Origin of the sequence: Dokdonia sp. Dokd-P16 (assembly GCF_003095655.1) — a bacterium.
In the GTDB taxonomy this organism is placed as follows: Bacteria; Bacteroidota; Bacteroidia; order Flavobacteriales; family Flavobacteriaceae; genus Dokdonia.
Genome location: NZ_CP029151.1, coordinates 90,849 through 114,619 on the forward strand (window position 1 = coordinate 90,849; position 23,771 = coordinate 114,619).

General features: G+C 33.1%; 19 protein-coding genes. 16 read left to right on the forward strand and 3 right to left on the reverse strand.

Annotated features, from left to right (window positions below; genetic code table 11):
• Positions 1-78: 78 nt before the first annotated feature.
• The 11 genes from DCS32_RS00360 to DCS32_RS16020 all read left to right on the forward strand — a co-directional run bounded on the left by DCS32_RS00360 (position 79) and on the right by DCS32_RS16020 (position 15,600).
• Positions 79-660 carry a hypothetical protein gene (locus DCS32_RS00360; RefSeq protein WP_108876496.1) on the forward strand — a complete coding sequence of 194 codons (582 nt, stop codon included), beginning with the start codon at positions 79-81 and terminating at the stop codon, positions 658-660.
• Positions 661-1,252: 592 nt separating this feature from the next.
• Complete coding sequence (locus tag DCS32_RS00365; RefSeq protein WP_162533556.1) at positions 1,253-3,028, forward strand: erythromycin esterase family protein; 1,776 nt, start codon at positions 1,253-1,255, stop codon at positions 3,026-3,028.
• Between the two features lie 668 nt (positions 3,029-3,696).
• Positions 3,697-4,824 carry a hypothetical protein gene (locus tag DCS32_RS00370; RefSeq protein ID WP_162533557.1) on the forward strand — a complete coding sequence of 376 codons (1,128 nt, stop codon included), beginning with the start codon at positions 3,697-3,699 and terminating at the stop codon, positions 4,822-4,824.
• A gap of 947 nt (positions 4,825-5,771) precedes the next feature.
• Positions 5,772-6,194, forward strand: coding sequence for a hypothetical protein (locus DCS32_RS00375; RefSeq protein WP_108876498.1), 423 nt, complete (start codon positions 5,772-5,774; stop codon positions 6,192-6,194).
• 634 nt (positions 6,195-6,828) lie between these two features.
• Positions 6,829-7,590 (forward strand): hypothetical protein, encoded by a 762-nt coding sequence (locus tag DCS32_RS00380; protein ID WP_162533558.1) that lies wholly within the window; start codon positions 6,829-6,831, stop codon positions 7,588-7,590.
• Positions 7,591-8,539: 949 nt separating this feature from the next.
• The gene (locus DCS32_RS00390) at positions 8,540-9,040 is read left to right on the forward strand and encodes a hypothetical protein (RefSeq protein WP_108876501.1); all 501 of its coding nucleotides are present in this window, start codon (positions 8,540-8,542) and stop codon (positions 9,038-9,040) included.
• A gap of 377 nt (positions 9,041-9,417) precedes the next feature.
• Complete coding sequence (locus tag DCS32_RS00395) at positions 9,418-10,215, forward strand: DUF1963 domain-containing protein (RefSeq protein WP_162533559.1); 798 nt, start codon at positions 9,418-9,420, stop codon at positions 10,213-10,215.
• A 363-nt stretch (positions 10,216-10,578) separates the two neighbouring features.
• The gene (locus tag DCS32_RS00400; protein ID WP_108876503.1) at positions 10,579-11,415 is read left to right on the forward strand and encodes a hypothetical protein; all 837 of its coding nucleotides are present in this window, start codon (positions 10,579-10,581) and stop codon (positions 11,413-11,415) included.
• A gap of 720 nt (positions 11,416-12,135) precedes the next feature.
• The gene (locus DCS32_RS00405; protein ID WP_108876504.1) at positions 12,136-12,723 is read left to right on the forward strand and encodes a hypothetical protein; all 588 of its coding nucleotides are present in this window, start codon (positions 12,136-12,138) and stop codon (positions 12,721-12,723) included.
• A 678-nt stretch (positions 12,724-13,401) separates the two neighbouring features.
• On the forward strand, positions 13,402-14,208 hold the full coding sequence (locus DCS32_RS00410) for a hypothetical protein (RefSeq protein WP_162533560.1): 807 nt from the start codon (positions 13,402-13,404) through the stop codon (positions 14,206-14,208).
• A gap of 1,035 nt (positions 14,209-15,243) precedes the next feature.
• The gene (locus tag DCS32_RS16020) at positions 15,244-15,600 is read left to right on the forward strand and encodes a hypothetical protein (protein WP_162533561.1); all 357 of its coding nucleotides are present in this window, start codon (positions 15,244-15,246) and stop codon (positions 15,598-15,600) included.
• Positions 15,601-16,365: 765 nt separating this feature from the next.
• Here the strand turns inward: DCS32_RS16020 and DCS32_RS00420 are convergent.
• The 3 genes from DCS32_RS00420 to DCS32_RS00430 all read right to left on the reverse strand — a co-directional run bounded on the left by DCS32_RS00420 (position 16,366) and on the right by DCS32_RS00430 (position 17,699).
• A complete protein-coding gene (locus tag DCS32_RS00420; RefSeq protein ID WP_108876507.1) occupies positions 16,366-16,854 on the reverse strand; it encodes a hypothetical protein in 489 nt (162 codons plus the stop codon).
• Positions 16,855-16,864: 10 nt separating this feature from the next.
• Complete coding sequence (locus tag DCS32_RS00425; RefSeq protein WP_108876508.1) at positions 16,865-17,125, reverse strand: hypothetical protein; 261 nt, start codon at positions 17,123-17,125, stop codon at positions 16,865-16,867.
• Between the two features lie 97 nt (positions 17,126-17,222).
• Entirely contained in the window at positions 17,223-17,699 is a 477-nt protein-coding gene (locus DCS32_RS00430; RefSeq protein ID WP_108879208.1) for an Hsp20/alpha crystallin family protein, read from the reverse strand.
• 859 nt (positions 17,700-18,558) lie between these two features.
• Between DCS32_RS00430 and DCS32_RS00435 the strand changes: the two genes are divergently transcribed.
• The 5 genes from DCS32_RS00435 (at position 18,559) to DCS32_RS00455 (ending at position 23,767) form a co-directional block, all read left to right on the forward strand.
• Positions 18,559-19,077, forward strand: a complete 519-nt coding sequence (locus DCS32_RS00435; RefSeq protein WP_108876509.1) for a hypothetical protein — start codon at positions 18,559-18,561, stop codon at positions 19,075-19,077.
• Positions 19,078-19,269: 192 nt separating this feature from the next.
• Positions 19,270-20,466, forward strand: a complete 1,197-nt coding sequence (locus tag DCS32_RS00440; protein WP_162533562.1) for a hypothetical protein — start codon at positions 19,270-19,272, stop codon at positions 20,464-20,466.
• Positions 20,467-21,030: 564 nt separating this feature from the next.
• Complete coding sequence (locus DCS32_RS00445) at positions 21,031-22,197, forward strand: serine hydrolase domain-containing protein (RefSeq protein ID WP_108876511.1); 1,167 nt, start codon at positions 21,031-21,033, stop codon at positions 22,195-22,197.
• 381 nt (positions 22,198-22,578) lie between these two features.
• On the forward strand, positions 22,579-23,079 hold the full coding sequence (locus DCS32_RS16110; RefSeq protein ID WP_204161791.1) for a hypothetical protein: 501 nt from the start codon (positions 22,579-22,581) through the stop codon (positions 23,077-23,079).
• A 361-nt stretch (positions 23,080-23,440) separates the two neighbouring features.
• Positions 23,441-23,767, forward strand: a complete 327-nt coding sequence (locus tag DCS32_RS00455) for a hypothetical protein (protein WP_162533563.1) — start codon at positions 23,441-23,443, stop codon at positions 23,765-23,767.
• The last annotated feature ends 4 nt before the right edge of the window (positions 23,768-23,771 follow it).

Sequence of the window (23,771 nt, forward strand, 5' to 3'; positions counted from 1 at the left end):
ACCCACTTCAGGTATGATAACTTATATGTTTTTAGTAACTTGCGTATATATATACGTTCTACACCATTTGACAACGCAATGAAACTTTTCAATAAAAACAATAATCACGAACACGAAAATCGATTAAGACTTCAAAAATTAGTCGATAAAACAATAAAATCTGAAATTCCGACAGGTTGGAAAAAAGAAACATTTGCAGTTGGAGGATTAAGCGAAGTTGGATTTTCTAAAGAATTCCCTGAATTGTTGTTAGTTGTTTCAAGTCAAGGTCGTGGAATAATTGACTGTTCAAAATTTGAATTAATTGACAGAGATAATAATGACGATTTTGATTGGTTTAATTCATACGAACTTTGGTCTATAGGAATAGGAAAACTTGCGAATGAAAAAATATCAGTTGGTGGATTATGTGGTGGTGGATTACCACTCTTGAATCAATTTGGAGATGGAATTCAATATATGGCGACTGAATGGCCAATAATTGATTTAATATTTGAACCGAATTTTAAAAGTATATATAAAGAAGATGACGGAAAAGATTGTTTCAGAATCTTTCACGATTACGAAATAAGAGCTTATGGATTTTCATACAATGGAGAATATTTTATTACAGCGACAAGTAGTGAAATAAATGTATATCGGAAAGAAAAAACGGTGTAGAACACCGTATATAATTTATTGCTGGCTTCTTACCTACTTGCGAAAGTCCTCGCGGACTTTCTTGGTCGGTAATTATTTACTAAATTAGTTGCTTGAAACACGCAACAAACCATATACAACAACGTGGACGGCTGATTGCCAAAGGACATGTTTTTTATCTCAAGATAAGCCACATCCAAGGCAGTAGCATACTTGCAAATTCCCGCCGTCGTATGGCTCCGCTTCAAAATAAGAACACCTCAAAAGTCATTGAAATATCGAAGAGTTGGGTATAGATCAAGTTAGAGCAAATCCGCTAGGATTTTAAAGCTCCCACCCTACCAATCAGCCGTCCACAGGCCACTACTCAAAAATGCCTAGGGTATATATCTCAATTATAGAAAGCTCACACGTAGTTGCAACCAGCCACAACTATTACATAACGCGAATACGACATTTTTGAAAGCTCTACGCGCGGCGCACAACTCCAAAATTCATTGTATATTTAGATCAAACAAACCAGACCGCAAACTAAAGCAGACCGGCAAAATGCCGCACTCGCTTTATGCAGTGGCCTGTTAGCAACAACCCAAAAAAAACATTCATCCAAAATATGAAACTCATAAAACAAACATTTTACTTTTTAGTTCTTCTAATCTTAATTCCATTAGCTGTTAACAGTCAAAATAAATACAATTTAGACTTTAACGATTTTAAACCAGAAAAAGAAAAAATGCCCAAAGGATGGTTTAAGTGGGGGAATTTTGAAAATTTAACGGGAGAAATTATTAGCGAGGGCAATTCTGTTGGGAAAGTTGTTTCCGATAAAGAAGGGAAATTTGGCTGTATTACTTATAGGATACCAGCAAATTATGTTGGAGACACCATTGTACTTTCTGGTCGAATTAAATACGAAAATGTAAAAGGATTTGTTGGGCTTTTAATGCGGATTGACGGAAATTCAAAAAAAAGTTCTTTAGCATTTAAATCAATGCAAAATCAAAAAATAAGAGGAACAAGTGATTGGAAAGAATATTCTATAAAACTACCTTTTCCATCTAATGCTAAAACTATCTACGTAGGCGGAATTTTAGGTAAAAAAGGAATCGCTTGGTTCGATGACTTCAAAGTGAGAATTGATGGTAAAGACATTCAAGAATTAAAGGAAACAGAAAGAAAAACTTTAGAAAACTATAATTCTAACGAGCTTGAATCGGCATTATCAAAATCTACAAGAAAATTAGACTTTTCGAACGAAGAAACTCTGCGTAGTAGTTTAGACCCATTGATAGAAAAAATCGGCAACAAAAAGATAGTTGCAATTGGAGAAAGCACACACGGAACGTCAGAATTTTATCGCCTTAGAGAAATCATAACAAAAAGACTAATAAAGGAAAAAGGGTATAATCTTGTAGTTTTGGAAAACCCTTACGATGATATTGAAATTTTGAACAAAGATTTGGATAAAACACCCTTAGATAGTTTAATGCGAAAACACTTATTTTCAATTTATCAAACCAAAGAAATGAAATCTTTCTTACAATGGTACAAGGAAAATAAAACCCAATACAACATTAAGTTTAAAGGTTGCGACGATTCATATTGGGTTTTCTATGAACTACTAAAAGACAATATTAATCCAATAAATGATAAAACGTTAAATAAGCTTTTGCAAGAATTAGAATCCAATATTGCAAAAAGTCCAACTGATAATTTGAAAAAAGAATACAAGGTGAATAATTCTATTTACAATAACATCTTAGAAATTGAGAATTATTTAGAAACTACAAATAAAATAACTAAATCAATCAGAGAAATTCTATTCAATGGAAAAAACACATACATCAACTATGTGAACATTAAAAACCAAAAACCATTTCAGAGTCGAGATGAAATAATGGCAGATAGAATATCATTTTTAGCAAAAAATTCGAATAGTAAAATTATTGTTTGGGCTCACAACGCACATATTTCAAACGAAATTATCACAGATAATGAAATAGGGATAATGGGTAGAAACTTAAAAAAAGAGTTCAATAGCGATTATTACACAATTGGACTTACGACATTGAAAGGCAGCTATGCGTATATGGATGAAAAATTTATAAACGGAGACCACAGTTATAAGGAGAAACTTAAAACTGAATCATTTAAACCTATCGACAGCTTGTTTTGGGAAAATAGACTATCTATAAATAACAAATCGTTTATTATAGATATGACGAACTTAAAAAATGAACTAAACACGGATGAAATAATCGCCCCTACAAGGCTAATTGGTTATGCAAAAGAATCGGAAGAGGATATATATTATCTTCAATTAATCAAAAATTTTGATTCGTTGATTTTTATTGAAGAAACTAATGCAACCAAATCAATATTCGAGTGAAAAAGGGCAGTTGCTAACAATGTATATAAAACATAGCTATTATGGGCTTTCCCAGAGGTTTGTGTGTATTTGCAAAGTCCACCAAATTTTTTAATTTGGCTTTTGTAGAAAATAAGATAAAAAGAAAATTAAAAAATTCGACTCGTGCATAATATGAAAGGTCAGCGTCTATTTACACGCTACGTTTCATATACGAGACGTGGACGGCTGATTGCCAAAGGACATTTTTTTCATCTCAAGATATGCCACATCCAAGGCAGCAGCATACTTGGAAATTCCCGCCATCGTATGGCTCCGCTTCAAAATCAGAACACCTCAAAAGTTATTGAAATATCGAAGAGTTAGGTATAGATCAAGTTAGAGCAAATCCGCAAGGATTTTAAAGCTCCCACCCTACCAATCAGCCGTCCACAGGCCACTACTCAAAAATGCCTATGGTATTTATCTCAATTATAGAAAGCTCGAAACGTTGTTGCAACCAGCCACAACTACAGCATAAAGCGAATGAGACATTTTTGAAAGCTCTACGCGCGGCGCACAACTCCAAAATTCATTGTATATTTAGATCAAACAAACCAGACCATAAATTAAAGCAAATCAGCAAAATGCCGCACTCGCTTTATGTAGTGGCCTGTTATGTGCAAGCTGAAAAAAATCCCAATTGAAATTTGAAAGAAGAAGTAACTTATAAACTTGACCGAATAGCTAATATATGGAATCACTTCATTTGGGAATATGACTTTTGTAAACGGAAAATAAAGTTCACACCGGAAATTCAAACCAATTACTTCGGAGATATATTAGACTATTTCCAAGATACTTTTGATATAATTTTTGACAATAAAGAGTCGGAATCACATTCTGACCGATTTTCAAACCAAATAAGTCTTTTACAGAGTATTTATGTACAACAAGATTTCATAGAAGAATTATTGTACATATTTAAATGCGGAATTGATAAAGGCGATTTAAAAAAAGATTCAAACTATTATATAAACAGAGACATAAGGAATGAATTGGTTGGTCATCCAATAAGAAAATACAAAGGAGAATTTATTTCTTCTTGTTTATTTGGTTACAATGGAGGTCAAAATAAAGTTGTTTATTTAAGGTATCACAAAGACAATGACTATAAGTTTGAATCGATGGAATTTCCAATCCCAGAGATTGTCGAAAGACACAAAGAATTTTTAAATGTTTATTTCGATAAAATTCTTGCAAAACTGAAACGTATTTTATTGAGTTTTGCGAAACAAATTGAAAAAGTAGAGAGGTTAGTTGATTCACAAGATTTTAATGAAATTCTGAATATAGCTTCGGTCTATTATGAATCAATATTCAAAGACACATACATATACGACAAAGAATCGCTATTAAAAATATATGCCCGTAAAGATGAACATAGAAGATATCAAAACCTAATTGATAAATTCTACAAAGATTTAAGAAACGGATTAAAAGAAACCAAAGAATATTCAATTGAGCTATTCGAGCCAAGAAAACAGATTGATATATCCGAAAGAGAAAAACCTATATTTGATATTAAATTTATTGACACCAAAGAAATAGGCTTCTCAGACATAGAAAGACCTGTTACTTATCACTATGAACTTGGAAAAATTGCTACAAAGCGAAATCCAATGGATTTTGATTTTTTTGGAGGTTGTTTGAAAAGAAAATGTGCGAAAAATAAATTAGTGCTAAATGAATTGGACCATATGGAAATGAATATGTATGATGATATTGAGTACTATACAGCTTATCAATTAATTTGTACTGAATTGAAAGAGGAGTAAAAGCCTGCACATAACAATGTATATAAAAAATAGCGCAAGTCATTGCTAACACTATGGTTTGGGCATTTTTGGAAAGTCGCCAAATTTTTAAATTTGACAAATTTCCAAAAACAAAATAATTAGTAAATTTAAAAATTCGGCTTGTGTTTAATCCGAAAAGTAACAGCTCATTTTCAGCGCTACTTTTCATATACGAGACGTGGACGGCTGATTGCCAAAGGACATTTTTTTCATCTCAAGATATGCCACATCCAAGGCAGCAGCATACTTGGAAATTCCCGCCATCGTATGGCTCCACTTCAAAATCAGAACACCTCAAAAGTCGTTGAAATATTGAAGAGTTTGGTATAGATCAAGTTAGAGTAAATCCGCAAGGATTTTAAAGCTCTTGGTGTCTTCTTATTGATTATTCGTTATGGGATGACTAAGCGGTTCTTTGATGCCTTCCTCTCGCTATGCTCGTCGGAGGCAGGACTCAAAAATGCCTAGGGCATACATCTAAATTATAGATAGCTCGAGATGTGGTTCCGCCTGTGCATTCCTCTCGCTCGTCCCTCACTCGTCGGATGCAAGAACTACAGCATAAAGCGAATGTTGTGCCTTCCTCTCGCTGCGCTCGTCGGAGGCAGGTTTGAAAGCTCTACACGCGGCGCACAACTCCAAAATTCATTGTATATTTAGATCAAACAAACCAGACCGCAAATTAAAGCAAACCAGCAAAATGCCGCACTCGCTTTATGTAGTGGCCTGTTGGCAATAATATAACAGACGAACAAAAAAATGAACAAATTGAATAAAACCGAAATTCTGACAAACCTATTGTGGACAGTATTTGGAATAATTGGCGGAATAAGTTATTATTCAAAAGCGGAATATTGGATTTGCGGAATTATGTTTTTAATCGGAATTTTATATGCCTATAAATTAATTAAAACAGTAGTGGAAAAATGAAAAGAATACATTTTGACAATTTAGGAAAAAATAAATATTGGATAATAATTATACTTTTATCTCTGGTTTTAATTTTTATAGAGGAATTACCAATTGAATTTGAAAATCCAAAATTTTATAAATATTTACGTGCAAGCGGATTTTTATTACAAGCAATTTATTGGAGTAAATTATTTTGGTTTAAAAATACTATTCAATGGAATAAAAAAGGAGCAGTAATTCGAATTAATTCTTTTATGGGGAAATCTTTGAGTTTTGACCAAATAAAGAAAACCGAACTGAACGAAAACAAATTGATTATCACAAAAAATGGCGGAGAAATAGTAACATTTGACTTAAATGAAATTGCGGAATCTGATGCACAGAAACTGAATGAAATAATCGTAAAAAATACTATTGCCAACAAAGAACTGAGTTAAAAAACAAGCCGTTTATAATTCATTGCTAGTTATCGCCTACTTACGAAAATCCTCGCGGATTTTCTATTCGGTTTGTATTTGCTAATTTAGTTGCTGAAACACGCAACGAAATCATACACAATCACGTGGACGGCTGATTGCATAAGGGCTCGCAGTTCACGACAAAATAAGCCACATCCAAGGCAGTAGCATACTTGTAAATTCCCGCCATCGCATGGCTCCGCTTCAAAATCAGAACACCTCAAAAGTCGTTGAAATATCGAAGAGTTGGGTATAGATCAAGTTAGAGTAAATCCGCTAGGATTTTAAAGCTCCCACCCTACCAATCAGCCGTCCACAGGCCACTACTCAAAAATGTCTAAGGTATACATCAAAAGCATAGAAAGCTCACACGTAGTTGCAACCAGCCACAACTACAGCATAAAGCGAATGAGACATTTTTGAAAGCTCTACGCGCGGCGACAGATCCACAAATAAGTGTATATTTAGACAATCAATTAAAAAACAAAAAACAGGCTATCCAGCAAAATGCCGCACTCGCTTTATGTAGTGGCCTGTTGTGTCTAATTTTCAAAAAATAGAAAAATATTTGAAAAAACTTAGTTTTAACATAAGATTGAATAAAGAATTTCAAATGCCAAAACTCATAGATTTGGCGTCTGAAATATCCAAGTTATTCAATCCTCAATCATACTTTTTTGAATATACTATTGATTTAGAAAAATTAATATACGCTGAAAAAACCTTCAACACCTTTGAACTCTTTAAAGCTTATTATAATAAAGAAAACTTCAAATTTGATTTATTAAAATTAGAAAAAGAAGACGACGACAGGTTTATTGGTTTTCAGCAAAGTAATGGAGCATTACGTGTATTTGGGACATTAGAAAATAAGGACATTATCTATAAACTTCTGGACATAGTTGACAACCAAATATTGTATGCTCACATTCATAGTAAGTTGGATATGATTTTAAGCCGTTCTAAAAAGTATAGAACATGGATAAGAAGATTAGGGGAAATTCCTTCTTATGTGAAAATCTTGGATAATCCTAGAAGTATGAGTGAGCGCGATAAATACATTATCGACTTAGAATCTATGCCAACACATCAACACTTGTTAAAAACTGGCGATAGATTATGGTTTGGAGCTTGTGCAGAAATGTATTTTTCTAAACAATATTACGATTACATACCTGAAGATAAATGGATAAAATTAAGTAATTGTAAATCGAATGAAGTTTTAGAAAATGGAGTTCGTAAAATAATCTTGTATGATAATTTTGATGAATTTGAAAATCCTGTAAATAGAAAAAAACAATGGGATTTCAGAAACGAACTGGAAATAGATAAGGTCGCAAGCAGGCTGAAAAAAACTAAACACAACAAAGCCTAAACGTAATGCGGTCTTTAGGGTAAAAACGAAAGGTCTGTGTATATTTATGAAGTCGCTAAATCTTTGGGATTTAGCTTTGAATAAAAAAAGAAAAAGCGAAACCAAAAGCTTTAGCTTTGTGCATAGACGGAAACGAAAAGTTTCCTTACTACCACACTACGCTTAGCCCAGCCGTTAGCAGCAAGCAAAAAAAACACCTCTGATAAATAATGAACAATCGTCAAACTGAATTTTTACAAACTGTAGGCTTCCCTAAAATAACACCATAGCCTTGTGAACCGATTTAAATCTAAAACTATACGAATATTTTCTTTTTTGTTATTTACCTTTTTGATAAGTTCTTGCGGTGTTAAAAGTTCTTGCGATAATAATGAATACCAGAAAATTGAATTCACAAAATCAAGTATTGTTCAGTTGAACAAATCGGTAAAATTTATACATGATAATCTTGACACGCTTTATTCTTTTGGCTGTTCAAGAGATGGTGAATGTGATTCTACTTCTATAAATGACAGAAATTATGTTTATTTAAATTCGCATTTAATTGAAAAGTGTCTAAATACCAACGACGTAAAATATTGGTATAAATTAACCGAAATTAAAACGAAGAAAAATACCTATAAAATAGACGAAGTCAACTTTAGTAGAGACAAGGTTATAAATTTTTCTAATATTAAAACTGAAACAAAAAGCGATACCACAATTAAACATAGTTTATTATATATACCTAAAGGTATAATACTAAACAAAAGAGGCTATTATGTAGAACATTCATATTCTGAAAAGCTAACTGATAATTGGGTTTATATCATTACAAAATGCGTTTATAATGGTGATGATTGCGAATACATAATAGAAAAATAATTTTTATAATGATGTTGAAATTTTAATAGGGCATAACTTACTCGCGTTATAAAAAGACACATTGCTCAAAATTTAAAATAATTCTATGAGATTAACCCTTTTAAACATTTTAATCATTGCAGTTCTTTCTTATTTTTTGATTGCCGATGGTCTAATATTAAAAGATAATTATCATGAAAACACTTTTGAACATCTGATTGAGAAAAAGGTAATTTCAGATAGTCTAAACTGGAATAGAAAAAAAGCAAAAATTACGGTTGTTAGTGAGAGTTATGGAAGAAAACACTTTTATAACAAAGTCCTTTTAGGGGTAGAGTACAATTATAAAACTTCAACAAATCGCAAAGCCTATAACCTCATAGAAATACCCTACTTGCTACTCATTGGAACCACAAAAAAAGTTGGTGACAGTGTTGATATAATCTATAACGACAACATAGAATGGTCAGAAAGAGTTAATGCAATTTATTTACCCTCGAAAAAAGATTTATTAGATAAAAAAATGATAAGCGGTATTAGACTACTAATCATGCTTATTTTTTTAGTGCTGTTTATACGTGATGAAAGAAAAAAAAAGAAGTCTTAAGAAAATACTTCTGATTTCCGATTAATATTTTAATATGAGAAAATTTTAAACACTACATTATGCATAGTATTCTGGTCAATCATGATCTACGCTTTAATTTTGGCATCAAAATATTTAAAGGCTACAAACCACAAATAACTGTATATTTAAAGAATCAATTAATAAACAAATAAATACAGGCTATCCAGCAATCCCGATAGCTATCGGGAGCCGCACTCGCTTTATGCAGTGGCCTGTTGTACGCAATATCCCAAAAAAACATTACGCAGAAATAAATGTTCAGCTTCAGAAAAAATAATTTAGATAAAATCAAGTCATTCATTCGGAATTCGGAAGAAATCGAAATCGAAAAATCCGACAAAGAAAAACTAATCAAAATGATTAGACCAACTGTCGGAATTCGGACTAAATCGAGTAATGATAAAAACCTAAAAGTTGGAAAATCAAAAATTGGTGGAAAACCTGATTTACCAAAAGACTTTGAATGGCCTAAATCAGACAATAAATCAATGTTATTTTGTGCTCAATATAATTTGTCTGAATTAACAAAATTTGACAAAGAAAACATCTTGCCGAAAAAAGGTTTCTTTTACGTCTTTTTAAGCCTTGACCAAGACTGGAAAGAATTTAATGGTATAAATCAGCCATATAAATTTATATTCAGCGAAACTGAAAATATCATCCGAACTGAATTCCCAAATGACCTTGAAGATAATCAGACATTCAAAACAGCGGAAATCGAGTATTTTCAATTTTACACAATACCAGACGACGAGAATTATAAACTATTCGAGTTTGAGAAAAAATATGATGATTTTTACTTTTATTTTTATCAACCAACCGATGAATATCTAATAGAAGAGCTTTATGAAGATTCAAATAAAATGCATCAAATTCTGGGATACGACAGGTCAATCCAATCAAGTGTAGTTTATGAATTCGCTTCAAAAGAATTAGGTCTTTATTTAACCGAAAGTTCAGAACATAAAAAACGTTGGAATGATATATTAGAGTTGTCAAAAACTTATGAATTACTCTTGCAACTGGATTGTGATGACTCAAATACTGATTTATCGAAATATGGTGGAAGTGGAACTTATTATTTCGGACTATCAAAAACTGATTTAGAAAATAAGAACTTTAATGATATTAAAATGTCGTTTCAAATGACATAAAATACTGCGTACAACACCGTGTATAATTAATTGCTTGGTCACTGCCGACTTACGTACATTCCTGCGGAATATTCTATCTGTGATTTATTTGCTAAATTAGGTGCTTAACCACGCAACTAACCATACACAATCACGTGGACGGCTGATTGCCAAAGGACATTTTTTTCATCTCAAGATATGCCACATCCAAGGCAGCAGCATACTTGGAAATTCCCGCCATCGTATGGCTCCGCTTCAAAATCAGAACACCTCAAAAGTTATTGAAATATCGAAGAGTTAGGTATAGATCAAGAAGGAGCAAATCCGCTAGGATTTTAAAGCTCCCACCCTACCAATCAGCCGTCCACAGGCCACTGCTCAAAAATGTCTAAGGTATACATCAAAAGCATAGAAAGCTCGAAACGTGGTTGCAATCAGCCACAACTACAGCATAAAGCGAATGAGACATTTTTGAAAGCTCTACGCGCGGCGCACAACTCCAAAATTCATTGTATATTTAGATCAAACAAACAAGACCGCAAACTAAAGCAGACCGGCAATCCCGATAGCTATCGGGAGCCGCACTCGCTTTATGCAGTGGCCTGTTGTAAAGCATTTAAAAAAAATAAATTGATAAACTATATTTTTGATTTTTGTAATGTTTTAAGAATAGATCTATTCTATACTTTTGGATTTTATTCAATAATCTACTTTATAACGACTAGATTTTCTAAAGATATAACTCTGCTAAATAAATTCGATAAATATGCTGTGAATGCAATAATTTCTGGTGGAATAATATGGTTTAGTTTATGGTTAATTGGTACTTTTCTTTGGTATTTTGAACTAAATGATGAACTAGATAAAATTGATTATATAGATAGAATTTTTTATTCGGATTACAGCTTTTACTATTGGGGACAAAATATTTTTTGGCTGATATTGACTCAACTCTTTCGTTTAAAAAAGATTTCAAAAAAATTGATTTTAAGAATATTAACAAGCCTTATGTTCGTTCTAACATTTGAAAGGATAATTATTCTGATTACAACAATTCATAGAGATTACTTACCAAGTTCTTGGTCTATGGATAATGAGTTTGGTTTTGTAACAAACAATTTGGCTCTAAATTTGACAATAAAATTATTGACCTTTATAACTTTAGTACTGATAATAAGTTATGGTTCTAAAAAAATAAAAACGCTTTACAACACTATATAAAAAACATAGGGCAGGTTAAATTTTTTCAAAAGGTTGTTGTTTTTTTGCTAGGTCGCCAAATATAAAATTTGACATTTACGTTTGAAAAGATAAATCCAAAATATTTATATTTGGCTTAGTGTCAAATCGAAATGCAGTAACGATCATCTGCCCTAAGATTTCTTATACGAACCGTGGACGGCTGATTGCCAAAGGACATGTTTTTCATCTCAAGATAAGCCACATCCAAGGTAGTTGCATACTTAAAAATTCCCGCCATCGTATGGCTCCACTTCAAAATCAGAACACCTCACAAGTCGTTGAAATATCGAAGAGTTAGGTATAGATCAAGTTAGAGCAAATCCGCTAGGATTTTAAAGCTCTTAGTGTCTTCTTATTGATTATGGGTTATGGGGTGACTAAGCGGTTCTTTGATGCCTTCCTCTCGCTATGCTCGTCGGAGGCAGGGCTCAAAAATGTCTAAGGTACACATCATAATTATAGAAAGCTCAAACGCTGTTGCAACCAGCCACAACTACAGCATAAAGCGAATGTTGTGCCTTCCTCTCGCTACGCTCGTCGGAGGCAAGTTTGAAAGCTCTACGCGCGGCGCACAACTCCAAAATTCATTGTATATTTAGTCCAAACAAACCAGACCATAAATTAAAGCAAATCAGCAATCCCGATAGCTATCGGGAGCCGCACTCGCTTTATGTAGTGGCCTGTTACCACACATTTGAAATGAAAATTGTTAGTGCAAATTTAAACTTCATTCTTCTCGACATAGTTGACGAGAAAAACTCAAGCGGATTAAAGTTAAAACTAACTCATACAAATCATTTTCCGAGAAAGTTGGAGCCAAACCAATTCAAGAATTATGAATTACAATTGAACGGAATAGAAAAAAAAGAAAAGCTAAAAACGGAACTCGAAAAATTTATTGATGACTATTTAGATATTGAACAAACCGAAACTAAAACGCTGGATTTTTGGAGTGACGGACATCAAATTGGGGAATTTAAAATAGACAGTTTTCTTGAAATTGTAACGGAATTAGAAAAAGAAGATTGGATTGAAAATTATCAAAATCTGCTGAATTTCTATTATCAACAATCTGACCTTACTAATAAAGAAAGTCGTTTACAAACTAAATTTCTTGACCGATTAAAAAAACTAAAAGAGGAGGAATTGAAAAAATACGAGCGAAAGTCGGAATTTTTCAAAGATAATAAGGACAAAATTAATGAGCTGAATGAAAGAAGGAATTTAGCAAATCGAATTGAACAACTACGACAGCAGTTTATATCTGAATTGAAGAATATCGGATAAAAAACGAGTGGTAACAACGTATATAAAAAATAGCACGAGTCGTTGCTAACAGAAAGGTTCGGGCATTTTTTGGAAGTCGCCAAATTTTTAAATTTGACAAATTCCAAAAAATAAAATAATTAGTAAAATTTAAAAATTCGGCTTGTGTTTCATCCGAAAGGTTAACGCTTATTTTCAGCGCTACTTTTCATATACACAACCGTGGACGGCTGATTGCCAAAGGACATTTTTTTCATCTCAAGATATGCCACATCCAAGGCAGCAGCATACTTGGAAATTCCCGCCATCGTATGGCTCCGCTTCAAAATCAGAACACCTCAAAAGTTATTGAAATATCGAAGAGTTAGGTATAGATCAAGTTAGAGCAAATCCGCAAGGATTTTAAAGCTCTTGGTGTCTTTCTATTGATAAACGGTGATTGGGTGACTAAGCAATTCTTTGATGCCTTCCTCTCGCTATGCTCGTCGGAGGCAAGAACTACAGCATAAAGCGAATGTTGTGCCTTCCTCTCGCTACGCTCGTCGGAGGCAGGTTTGAAAGCTCTACGCGCGGCGCACAACTCCAAAATTCATTGTATATTTAGATTAAACAAACCAGACCGCAAATTAAAGCAAACCAGCAATCCCGATAGCTATCGGGAGCCGCACTCGCTTTATGCAGTGGCCTGTTAGGCAACATATGAAAAAAAACATTCTGCTCATATTTACAATTCTGATTTTTACGGCAAAATTGTTTGCCCAAGATTGTGGATATGAGGAATATTATTCTTTAGTTGACATTGCTTCCAAAAATTACAATGACAAAAATTACAAAGACGCTGAAAAGAATTTAAAACTTGCTTTTACGAAAACAGACCATCCTTTAGGTGCTGATTTACATTTAGCCTTTTCGGTTGCAAAAAAACGAAATGATGAAAAATGGGCTGAGCAAATTGCTATCCGATTGGCAAAAGGTGGAATTCCTTTGAGATACTTTAGATATTACAAAAAGTCAAGTTGGTATGAGCAATTCAGCGCTGATTTTCAAACCTATTCTGATTATTACATTGCGAATTATAAACCAGAATTAAGAGATGATTTACTTGACTTAATAAGCCGAGATAAAGAATTCAATAGTAATTATCACGACTGGCGAACTCGAAAAATAGAATTATCTTTAGATAAACTGATAAATGGAGCGTCTAAAATTATATCAGATTTTAAACAGATGACTGATAAATACGGTTTTCCAAATGAGCGTCTGACTGGCTACAACTATGTTCGACGAAAAAATAGTGTGGAATATTATAATACCGATGTTTTAATAATTCATATTTATCAACGTGGCGTATTGATTTTTAAAGATGAAATTCACGACATAGTTTGTGAAGGTGGTTTACATCCAAATTATGAAGAAACGCTAAAAAAAATACGTGGTTTCGGAAATAGTACAGGTGTAGAACAAGAAATGAAAGTAAGATATAAAATGTATAGGCAGACGGAATAAATACGTTGCCTAACAAAGTATAAAAACAATAGGGCAATTGGTGGCTTAACCAAAAGGTTTGGGTATATTTCGAGGTCGCCAAATATTTAAATTTGGCTTATTGAGAAAAGAAAAATAATAATCAAAATTTAAAAACTCGGCTTGTGGCTCAACCGAATGGATAGTGTGCAAATCCGCCCTACTGTTCTTATACAAATCCGTGGACGGCTGATTGCCAAAGGACATGTTTTTCATCTCAAGATAAGCCACATCCAAGGCAGTAGCATACTTGCAAATTCCCGCCGTCGTATGGCTCCGCTTCAAAATCAGAACACCTCAAAAGTCGTTGAAATATCGAAGAGTTAGGTATAGATTGAGTTAGAGTAAATCCGCTAGGATTTTAAAGCTCTTGGTGTCTTCTTATTGATTATTCGTTATGGGATGACTAAGCGGTTCTTTGATGCCTTCCTCTCGCTATGCTCGTCGGAGGCAGGACTCAAAAATGCCTAGGGTATACATCTAAATTATAGAAAGCTCTAAACGTTGTTGCAACCAGCCACAACTACAGCATAAAGCGAATGAGACATTTTTGAAAGCTCTACGCGCGGCGCACAACTCCAAAATTCATTGTATATTTAGTCCAAACAAACCTGACCATAAATTAAGGCAAATCAGCAATCCCGATAGCTATTGGGAACCGCACACGTTTTATGTAGTGGTCTGTTAAGCACAATTCTAATTGAGTTTTATGTATACTAAACTTTCTAATAACCTAAATTGGAACTTTATTAAAATGAAAATTTATTTAATATCAATTATTTTCTTAACACTGTTTAGTACTTTATGAGGTATGCAAAATATATAGAGCCCATTTTGAGTATTTTGATATTTGTTGTGTTTTTTATTCACCTAAATAAAGTTGAAACACCAAGTATTGAATCAATTATTATAATACTTAGTGCAGATTTATTAAACAGAGTAACCATAAAATATTATTCATTAAGATTAATATCTAAAAGGAAATTAGTACTTATAAAAACTAAAAAATCATTTCTGATGAAATTGTTTGATGTTTTTTCTTTAATAACCGTTGCGGTACTCTTAGGTTTTACTTTCATTGTAATGAAACCATCAATAGTAAATAGTATAGGTATAATAATTCCTGCCTATATTGTACTTTCTCATTTTATTTTCTCAAATAAAAGAGGTGACTTTTATATTGACTCTTTTGGTCTTATACCTACCGAATTATTAAAGAAAAACTACTCATGGAATGAAATAGAAAATTTTAGAATTGATAAAGATTCCATTCAGTTTAAAATAGACGAAACGGACTATGAAGTTGAAATAAAAAAAACAATAAAATATCAACTTGAAAATCTTAAAACTGTACCTAACAACGGCTATGAGTAATGCGGGAGTAAACGCTAAATTCAAACATAGCGCTTCTTTTTCCGCGCGCAATTAGTATCTTTATTAAAGGAAATAACAAACATAAAAATGGCTCGCTACTTTAGTGCTGAATTTAAACTTTTAGACTTATTTGCCCCGCACTATACATAACCTGAAACGTGGACGGCTGATTACCAAAGGACATGATGTTTATCACAAGATAAGCCACATCCAAGTCAGTTGCATACTTGTAAATTCCCGCCGTCGCATGGCTCCACTTCAAAATTAGAACATCTCAAAAGTCGTTGAAATATCGAAGATTTAGGTATAGATCTAGTTAGAGCAAATCCGCTAGGATTTTAAAGCTCTTAGTGTCTTTTTATTGAATATCGGTTATGGCATGACTAAGCGGTTCTTTGATGCCTTCCTCTCGCTATGCTCGTCGGAGGCAGGACTCAAAAATGCCTAGGGTATATATCTCAATTATAGAAAGCGCGAAACGTTGTTGCGCCTGTGCATTCCTCTCGCTCGTCCCTCACTCGTCGGATGCAAGAACTACAGCATAAAGCGAATGTTGTGCCTTCCTCTCGCTGCGCTCGTCGGAGGCAAGTTTGAAAGCTCTACGCGCGGCGCACAACTCCAAAATTCATTGTATATTTAGATCAAACAAACCAGACCATAAATTAAAGCAATTCAGCAAAATGCCGCACTCGCTTTATGTAGTGGCCTGTTGTGTGTAATGCGATAAAAATCCGAACTAATAAGAAAAAAAAAGACGAAAACTATTTAGTTTTCGTCTTCAGGTTTGATAAATTCTGACTGATATTTTTCTAAAAATTTCTTCTGTCTTGCAATCATTTGTTGCCTTAATTTGTCAATGTCCATAAAGTCATTACCAAAATTACTTCCAAAAAAATCATCATTAAAGAAATGTTTGCTGAAAAGTGAATCTTGAGAAAAAACATCATCAAATCCTTGATTTTTAAATCCTGAATAGTTTGAGAAAAATCGTGATTTAAAAGATTGCATCAAACTATCTTTATCAGACAATGAGAGATTATTGAACTTATCGTTGGAAGACCAAGAATAAATACTGTCATATCTAATTAAGTTTCCGTTTTCATCAAATTCTTTATCAACTTTCCAAGTGCCTTTAGGCTCTTCAACTATATCAGTTTTATTATCTTCGTTTTCAACTTTTTTAGTTTCATTTTCTTGTCCTTTACAACTAATACTTAACAAGCTAACCATAAATATTAAAATATACTTTTTCATCACTTTATATTTAAGTTAAACTTAATTTTGGGTTTGTTGTAACTCTTTTTAACAAACCACCAGTTTCTATCAATTTAATCAATTTGTTTTGGTGGAATACTTTTGATTTTCTTTCACCATTTTTATACCAAACACATTCCAAATAAGTGTCATTATTAACTAAACCAAATATTGAATCTTTTTTTGGAACATATTGGATAACTTGCATTTTTGGGGAGGTAAGTTTTCCTTTAACTGTTACCCATTCCCCAGAATTGAACTTTCTTGGCATAACATTATAATTTTAAAGAATTAAACTTATTCTTAAGAGGATGCTGAAAAAAATCAGCATCCTTCTTAATATTTTACTCTAAAATTTAGTGAAACAATTATGAAATCTTAATGCTTCTGGCAGGCTTTTGTTTTGCCTCTTCTTTTTTTGGTAAAAGAATACTTAAAATACCATTTTCATAATTTGCATTAATCTTTTCATCATTTACACTTTCTGGTAAATTAAAGGTTCTTTTGAACGAAGAATAACCAAACTCTCTACGAGTATAATTTTCTTCCTTGTGTTCATTTTCTTCCTTTGTTTCTGTAGAAATCGACAATACTTGATTATCGAGGTCAAGCTGAAAATCTGACTTTTTTAAACCTGGAACAGCCATTTCTACCATAAAAGCGTCGGCAGTTTCCTTAATATTTACTTTTGGCAAAGTAATACCAGTATTGAAATTTGAAGTAAATACTGATGGTAGGTCTCTATTAAAAATGTCATCTAACCAATTTGACAAAGTTGGAAAGTTTTGATTTGAATTTCTGTTCGCTAAACTTCCATTTTTAGGAACAGTTGCTAAATTGCTCATAATTACAAAATTTAAATTAAACATTATTTCAAATTTGAAATATTTACGACTTCAGTAACCTTTAAACAAATAAAATACCAAAATCGATTAACTAGATTTTATCGCAATTATTACACATTATTCCGTGTAAATTTGTCATAATTCTGAATAATTGTCATATTTACTCACAATAATATGACATATTCACATTTAGAGTTTATAATAAAACTGGAAAATAATTGTGGAAAATATAAGCTTGGAATAAGCACTACACACAACACCGTGTATAATTAATTGCTTGTTTTAAGCCTACTTACGAACATTCCTGCGGAATATTCTATCTGTGATTTATTTACTAACTTAGTTGCTTAAATCACGCAACTAACCATACACAATCACGTGGACGGCTGATTGCCAAAGGACATGTTTTTCATCTCAAGATAAGCCACATCCAAGGTAGTTGCATACTTAAAAATTCCCGCCATCGTATGGCTCCACTTCAAAATCAGAACACCTCACAAGTCGTTGAAATATCGAAGAATTGAGTATAGATCAAGTTAGAGCAAATCCGCTAGGATTTTAAAGCTCCCACCCTACCAATCAGCCGTCCACAGGCCACTGCTCAAAAATGTCTAAGGTATACATCAAAAGCATAGAAAGCTCGAAACGTGGTTGCAACCAGCCACAACTACAGCATAAAGCGAATGAGACATTTTTGAAAGCTCTACGCGCGGCGCACAACTCCAAAATTCATTGTATATTTAGATCAAACAAACAAGACCGCAAACTAAAGCAGACCGGCAAAATGCCGATAACCATTGAGAGCCACCCTCGCTTTATGATGTAGTTTGTTATAGATAAGCTCATAAAAATCTCAATTATGGAAAAGAACTCATTCAATGGACCTTCGTGGATGACAGATGAAATAAAGCAACAATTGGAAAAAAGAGATAAGATAGTAATTAATGAAGATATTAAAGGTCTGTTTTCATTGCGTGATAATTCTGACTTCTCCATCGCTTTACATGAAATACTAGTAAAAAGATATAATAAAGACCCTAATTCACTAAACCCGAAACAACTGAATTTATTTCTTTGTATGCATTTAGAAAATGCGGGGCAAGCAGATAGTATATTAAGTTTTCTACAAGAATGGTTTCCTGAACACAAAGAGCAAGTAGTAATATCTTTAAATGAAATTGGCGCAACTGAGTCTGCCAAAATAATTAATCAAGCTATAGCTTTAATACCCAAAGATAATACTTGGTTTTTCAAAACTTCTAATGAAGTGAGTGAAGAAAAAATGATGGAGTTTGACAGTGCTTTTTCCAATTATCCAGATGGATTTATGCGAGATTTATATCGTAAATATGCTGATGATAATAAGAATTATTTCTAATCATAAAAATGTTGGCAAAGAAACCTATCTATAATATTATGAATAATATAGAGCATTTGTACTTGATTGAAAATTAGTTATCTAAATACAAAGTCCTAACTCCAAAATTCATTGTATATTTAGATCAAACTAAAAGAATAAAAACCAGAGACCACAGTCCTCACGATAGCTATCGGAAGTTGCACTCTTATTATGCAGTGGCCTGTTGTAAAACATTTAAGACACATGAAAAAAAATCTAAACCTCCTATTAGTAATTGCTGCAATTTTAACAATTTTCGGTTGTGGAAGTGACGAGTCTAGTAATGAGGAAATGACAATAACTCCAGTTAATAGTGCTCCAAACTCGTTCTCACTTTTGACGGTAAGTAATGAAGCAGTAAATGTAGCCCTAAAACCTACATTAACATGGAATGCGTCAATAGATTTAGATAATGATCCAGTCACTTACGATTTAATATTGGACAATAATCCTAGTCCAAATACAGTGATAGCTTCCAACTTAATAGAAACTGAATTTACACTTAGTGACCCGTTAGAATTTCCACAAATTTTTTATTGGAAAGTTATAGCTAAGGATAACAATGGAAATTCAACGGAAAGTGGCATTTTTAGTTTTACTACAATTGATTTATTTTCTCAAACAACAGATGTGGTGACAGGATTATCCAACCCTGCTGGATTAGTATTTGATGGAAATGATTTATACGTTGCCGAAGTTGGGGCTAATAAAGTATCTAAAATAAATGTTCAAGCTACTAACCCTGACGCAACAGATGTTTTAACAGGATTATTTACCTTCAGACTAGCTATCTCTGGTAACGAATTGTATATCTCACAGCCTCAGGCTAACCTTATCTCTAAAACGGATATCACAGCAACTACACCTACTGTAACACCTGTAGTCTCAGGAACTAATGGTGCTTCTGGATTAGCATTTGATGTAAACGACTTATACGTTACTGCACCAGATGCTAATGAAATCAATAAACTCGACATTTCAATTGCAAATCCTACGCTTGAGAATGTAACGATACTCGATTGCTGCGTAAGACCTGATGAATTATTACTAAATGGCAATGATTTATATATAGCATTAAGAACTGCTAATAAAATTATTAAACTCGATATCTCAACCACGCCACCTACATCAATAGATGTGGCGACAGGATTATCCAACCCTGCCGGATTAGCACTTGATGGTAACACACTATACATTGCCGAATACAATGGCAATAAAATATCTAAAATTGATATTACTTCTACTACGACAACTGTAACAGATGTAATAACGGGATTGTCTGGCCCAAGAGGATTAGCACTTAATGGCAACCAATTATTTATTGCCGAATACAACGGAAATAAAATATCTAAAATTTATGTTCAATAAGAGAAATGTCTCGAACAATAAGAAATGGACCTAAAGAAATGCTAGTGGTTTATGCTTTTTTCAATTAATGGTAGCATACCAATAATTCCATCATAGAGTAAAGGAAATAGGGTTTTACAAAACAACTTCTATGCAATACTGGCTTCGATGACATTCGAAGCTTTTGCATGTTAATTGAAATCTACAAAACCTTTAAAGTTTCACTTTCAACTAAAGATAATGACAAGAGATTTTGCTGTATTGTCGGCGGAAAGCAAATGCTAGTTTACTCCCGTAATCCTCATAGTTAAAGCCGTGGCGCATGAACACCAAAGGACATGTTTATCATCTCAACATAAGCCACACTTATACTGAGATTCAGGTAACCCTAGTTTGCGACTTTTTTTATTTTAAGTTTTAGCGAAAGCGCACTATTATAATTTATTTTTAATAATTTACCGAACCCTATTGCTCAAAACATATTAAAAATTTCTTGTTTATTACATTTGACTTAGGCAAAATAGTTACAATTGATATTTACCTTTATCTTCTATTTTGATTCTATTAAAAAAAAATAAAAAACAAATGAAAAGAACTCTTAAAATCATTCTGAAACTAGGTGTAATATTACTGTTGATCTTAGGAATTTTTATAGTAATAAACTATACCCTTTTAAAAAGAGTAGTGACCTACCCTACTAACAACGAAATTTCAAATACTGAATGGTATACACCTAAGGCCACCATAAAAGGTAACAACACAACAAACTACACACTTTCTGATAGTTTAACAATTGATAGAAGAGTGTTAGAAGAAATTAGCTCATATGCCGAAAATCAGAATAGTAATGCCCTCCTCATTTTGCACAAAGGTAAATTACAGTTAGAAAATTATTATAATCAAACCACTAAAGAGTCCACATCAAACTCGATGTCTATGGCAAAAACCATCACCTCTATTTTAATAGGTATAGCAATCGATGAGGGTTATATTGAGTCTGAGAAAGAACTCGCTTCTGCCTATATTACAGACTGGCAAGATGATCAAAGAAATACTATTACTATAGAGGATCTATTATTAATGCAATCTGGTTTGAGAGTTGATAATAATGTGCAGAATATCTTTTCTGACGTTATAAGTTTGTACATGGGGACAGATGTAGAAGGCACCGCTCTTAAAATTCCTCTAAGCAAGGAGCCTGCTACAGCTTTTGAATACAATAATGCAAACACACAGTTGCTAGCTATTATAATTGAAAAAGCTACGGGCTTACCAATTGAACAATATGCTTCTTCTAGATTATGGAAACATATTGGAGCGGCAGACGCTGGATGGTGGTTAGATAAAGAGGATGGTATGCCTAGAACATTTTGCTGTTTCTTTGCTCAGGCAGAGGACTGGATGATTATAGGACAATTACTTTTACAAAATGGTGAGTGGAGAGGTGAACAAGTAATTCCTAAAAAATGGATATCAAAGATGCTCACCCAGAGCACCCTAGAGAGAGATTATGGCTATCAAATATGGCTCAATTATGAATCAGGCGGGAATCGAGAAAAGGACAGAACATCCCCATTTTTGGCTAAGAATTTTTTAATAGACGGCACTCATAATCAAGAAGTAATGGTGGTTCCTCAAGAGGAGATTGTCCTTGTGCGCATTGGAGAAAAACCAGCTAGTTGGGACGAATCATTTATGATAAATAAAATACTTGTTTCTCTTAATAAAGAACAATCGTTAGACGTTAATTAAGTCCCATTGAGTTTAAAAAATAGTCTGACTTGGTTAAACTAAAACGGGATTTTGAGGTTATATTGATCTATAGTTTTCATCAAAAAATCTTCTTGAATTTGTGATGATTAAAGCTTATTTGAGGACTTGTTTTCTTAGATAATGGGTGTTTTAAATGTTCTTATTCTTGTTCCGCTTTCGCGAAAACATACTTATAACAAACATTCCTAAAAGCGCTACACACGACGTGCACCTGCAAAATTCATTGTATATTTAGTCCAAACAAACAAGACCGCAATTTAAAGCAAACCAGCAATCCCAAGAGCTACCGGGAGCTATACTCGCTTTATGTAGTGACCTGTTGTGCGTCATTTAAGAAAAATCTAGAATGAAATAAAAATTATGGGAATATTTGATTTTTTTAAGAAAAACACAAACAGAAAAACTAATGAAAATCCGATTGACGAAACGCAAGTAGAATTTATTGAAAAATCTACAAATAATGCTGAAAGACTAGTTTCAAGTTTCAACGAACGAGTTGATGACGGATTAGATTATAGTGAATCTAGTTTAACTGTTTTAGATGACGAAATTTTGAGTTTATTCTCGGAAAACAAAGACGATATGGATTCTAGCATGTTGGAAGATATAATCGCACAAGCTGGCTCATATATTTTTGAAGTTGCGAGACGAAATTATGGCGGAAAATATTATTGGCACGACCAATTAAACCAACCAATTTTAGTTACTGGACAACCTGAATTTGAAATTTCAATTCTAGCTTTTGAGAAAGTTAAGCAACGAATCGAAAACGGAACTCAAGATAATATTCCATTCTTTTTCATAGGTTATTCAGAACGTGTAAAAAAAGGAAAAAAAGGAGATAAAGCATTGATAACTTAAAAAACGAACGCACAACGAAGAACTCAGTAAAAAATAAGTATTGTTAAAGCTAATTTTGATCTATAATTCTAATAGCAGGGCCTTCTTGATTTTATGATGGCAAAGGTTTGTTTTAAAAACTTATTTAACTCTTTTAAGAGTACTCTTCCTACTCTTCCATCTTACTCATAACGTTTTCGCGAAAGCATACTTACTCCAATCAACTTTGAAACCATTGAGCATGGCGCACAACTTCAAAATTCATTGTATATTTAGACCTAACAAACAAGACCATACGATAAAGCAAACGAGCAATCCCGATAGCTATCGGGAGCAGCACTCGCTTTATGTAGTGGACTGTTGGAATTCATTAGACAGAAAAATGAAAATTGAATTAGATGACATCTTGAAATTAGTACCAAAGGAAGTTCTATTCTCTGAAATCATTGAATTTGACAAATTGGATGAACGAATTTCAGCAGTTGGGGTTTTATTTGCGAACACAATCGGTGTGAATGAGAAATCAATTGCATTTTGTCCAGATGACGAACCACCACTAATTGAAGAAATTATTTCTTGGATTTGGACTTTTAGACCAGATTTAGGAGTTGAAATTCTTAATCAAGAATTATCAGACGATTTAATGAAACTTATATCTGCATATGAAAATAATGAGATGGAAAAATTTTGGGTTTATATAAATGAATAATGCG